Source organism: Streptomyces sp. NPDC002130 (assembly GCF_040296465.1).
Lineage (GTDB): Bacteria > Actinomycetota > Actinomycetes > Streptomycetales > Streptomycetaceae > Streptomyces.
This window is the reverse complement of record NZ_JBEOXI010000485.1, coordinates 1-3,029: the sequence shown is the minus strand read 5'-3', so window position 1 is coordinate 3,029 and position 3,029 is coordinate 1. Positions and strand designations below refer to the sequence as shown.

Genomic DNA, 3,029 nt, shown 5'->3' with positions numbered 1-3,029 from the left:
CCCGGCGTACCCCTGGGTGTACGTCGTCTCCCGGACCGTGCCCTGACCCGGCCACCGGGGCCGATTGTCAGACCCCGCCCGTAGAGTCGGAGACAACTGATCCGACACGCGGGGCGGGAGGTGACAGGACGTATGGGAGAGACGGTTTCGACGACCGAGCGGGCGGGGGAGACGACGGTCCCGGTCCGGCTCCCGGCCGTCTTCCTGCCCGCGCCCCTCCCGCGCGAAGGGCGCATCGCCTTCTGGGACCCCGAGGGCGAGCCCCTGCCCGCCCGGGAACCGGGGGACGCCGAGGACACCGAGCCCCCCGCGGAGACCGAGCTGACCGTCGTGCGACGGCACGGCGCCACCGGCGTCCGGCGGCGTACCGCCCCCGCGCTGACCCTCCCCCTCGACGCCGCCCTGCCCCTTCTCGTGCGCGCCCGGCACGACCCCGCGGCCCACCCCGCCACGGCCTGCTGGGGCGCGGCCGCCCTGCACGCCCTGCGGCTGACCGCCCGCGGCCGGCTGCTGCCCGGCCTGACCGCCACGGGTCACGACTCCTGGCGCGCCGGCCCCCTCGACCCTGACGACATCGCGCACCTGCGCGCGGTGGCCGCCGCCCTGCCCTACGAGGGTCACGCCGTGCCGTTGCCCGGCCCCGGCCCGATCCGGCTGCCCGAGCCGGAAGCACTGGTGCGGGCCTTCCTCGACGCCGTCGCCGACACCCTGCCCCGCACCCCGGCCGCGCCCCACACCTCCGGCCGGCCCTTCGCGGCCCGAGAGGCCCAGCATCTGCCCACCGCCCACGACTGGGCCGCCGAAGTCGCCGCCGGCATGGACGCCGGCGTGCGGATCTCGCTCCGCCTGGACCTGTCGGCCTACGACCTGTTCGACGACGCCTCCGACGGTGGTGTCCGCAGCGCCGGCGCCGCGATCGTCCAGGTGCACAGCCTCGCCGACCCCACCCTCGTGGCCGACGCGGCGGCCCTGTGGGCGGGCGCGGCCGACGACGCCTTCGGTCCCCGCGCGCGTGTGGACGCGGCCCTCGCCGTCCGCCGCGCGGCCCGTGTCTGGCCCCCGCTCGACCGGCTCGCCGACCAGGACGTGCCCGACGTGCTGGCCCTGACCGAGGACGAGCTAAGCGACCTGCTCGGGGTCGCGGCGACCCGGCTCGCCGCGACCGGGGTCGCCGTGCACTGGCCGCGCGACCTCGCGCAGGATTTGTCCGCCGCGGCGGTGGTCCGCCCGGCCCCCGGCTCGGCGACCGACGGCACGGGCTTCTTCGAGAGCGAGGACCTCCTCCAGTTCCGCTGGCAGCTGGCGCTCGGCGGCGACCCGCTCACCGACACCGAGATGGACGCCCTCGCCGAGGCGCACCGCCCCGTCGTCCGGCTGCGCGACCAGTGGGTGCTGGTCGACCCGGCGCTGGTGCGCAAGGCCCGCAAGCGGGACTTGGGCCTGCTCGACCCGGTCGACGCGCTGTCCGTCGCCCTCACCGGCACCGCCGACGTGGACGGCGAGACGGTCCAGGCCGTCCCGGTCGGCGCGCTGGCCGCCCTGCGCGACCGCCTGACCGCGGGGATCCGCCCGGCCGAACCGCCCCCGGAGCTGCGTGCGACCCTCCGGGACTACCAGCTGCGGGGCCTGGCCTGGCTCGACCTGATGACCTCCCTCGGCCTCGGCGGCTGCCTCGCCGACGACATGGGCCTCGGCAAGACCATCACCCTCATCGCCCTGCACCTGAAGCGGGCGCGCAGCGAACCCACCCTGGTCGTGTGCCCGGCCTCCCTGCTGGGCAACTGGCAGCGGGAGATCACCCGCTTCGCCCCCGGCGTGCCCGTCCGCCGCTTCCACGGCCCGGACCGCAGCCTCGACGGCCTGGAGGGCGGCTTCGTCCTCACCACCTACGGCACCATGCGCTCGGCCGCCCCCGCCCTGGCCGAGCGCACCTGGGGCATGGTCGTCGCCGACGAGGCGCAGCACGTCAAGAACCCCTACTCGGCCACCGCCAAGGCGCTGCGAACCATCCCGGCCCCCGCGCGCGTGGCCCTGACCGGCACGCCCGTCGAGAACAACCTCTCGGAGCTGTGGGCCCTGCTCGACTGGACCACCCCGGGCCTCCTCGGCCCGCTGAAGTCCTTCCGCGCCCGGCACGCGCGCGCCGTGGAGAACGGCGAGGACGAGGAGGCGGTGGAACGCCTCGCCCGCCTGGTGAGGCCCTTCCTGCTGCGCCGCAAGAAGTCCGACCCGGGCATCGTGCCCGAGCTGCCGCCCAAGACGGAGACCGACCACCCGGTGCCGCTCACCCGCGAACAGGCCGCGCTGTACGAGGCGGTGGTCCGCGAGTCGATGCTCGCCATCGAGACGGCCGAGGGCATGCCCCGCCGGGGCCTGGTGCTGAAGCTCCTCACGTCGCTGAAGCAGATCTGCGACCACCCCGCGCTGTTCCTCAAGGAGGAGCACACCGCGGCCGCGGGCGACCACCTCGCCGCCCGCTCCGGGAAGCTCGCCCTGCTGGACGAGCTGCTGGACACGCTGCTCGCCGAGGACGGGTCCGCCCTCGTCTTCACCCAGTACGTCGGGATGGCCCGCCTGATCACCTCCCACCTGGCCACCCGGGCCGTCCCGGTCGACCTCCTCCACGGCGGTACGCCGGTCCCCGAACGGGAGCGCATGGTGGACCGTTTCCAGGCCGGTTCGACGCCGGTTCTGGTGCTGTCGCTCAAGGCGGCCGGCACCGGCCTGAACCTCACCCGGGCGGGCCATGTCGTGCACTTCGACCGCTGGTGGAACCCGGCCGTCGAGGAGCAGGCGACCGACCGTGCCTACCGCATCGGCCAGACCCAGCCGGTGCAGGTCCACCGCCTCATCACCGAGGGCACCGTCGAGGACCGCATCGCCGAGATGCTCCAGTCCAAGCGTGCTTTGGCCGACGCGATCCTGGGCTCCGGCGAGTCCTCCCTCACGGAACTGACGGACCGGGAGCTGTCCGACCTGGTGTCCCTGCGGAGGTCGTCATGACGTCCCACCAGGGCTGCGAACCGCAC

General features: G+C 75.2%; 1 protein-coding gene. It reads left to right on the top strand.

Translation table 11 applies throughout. The features are described 5' to 3' along the window. Positions 1-132 precede the first annotated feature (132 nt). Positions 133-3,003: an SCO1167/SCO6262 family helicase gene (locus tag ABT116_RS41465; RefSeq protein ID WP_351645454.1), complete on the top strand. Its 2,871-nt coding sequence runs from the start codon at positions 133-135 to the stop codon at positions 3,001-3,003. Positions 3,004-3,029: the final 26 nt, after the last annotated feature.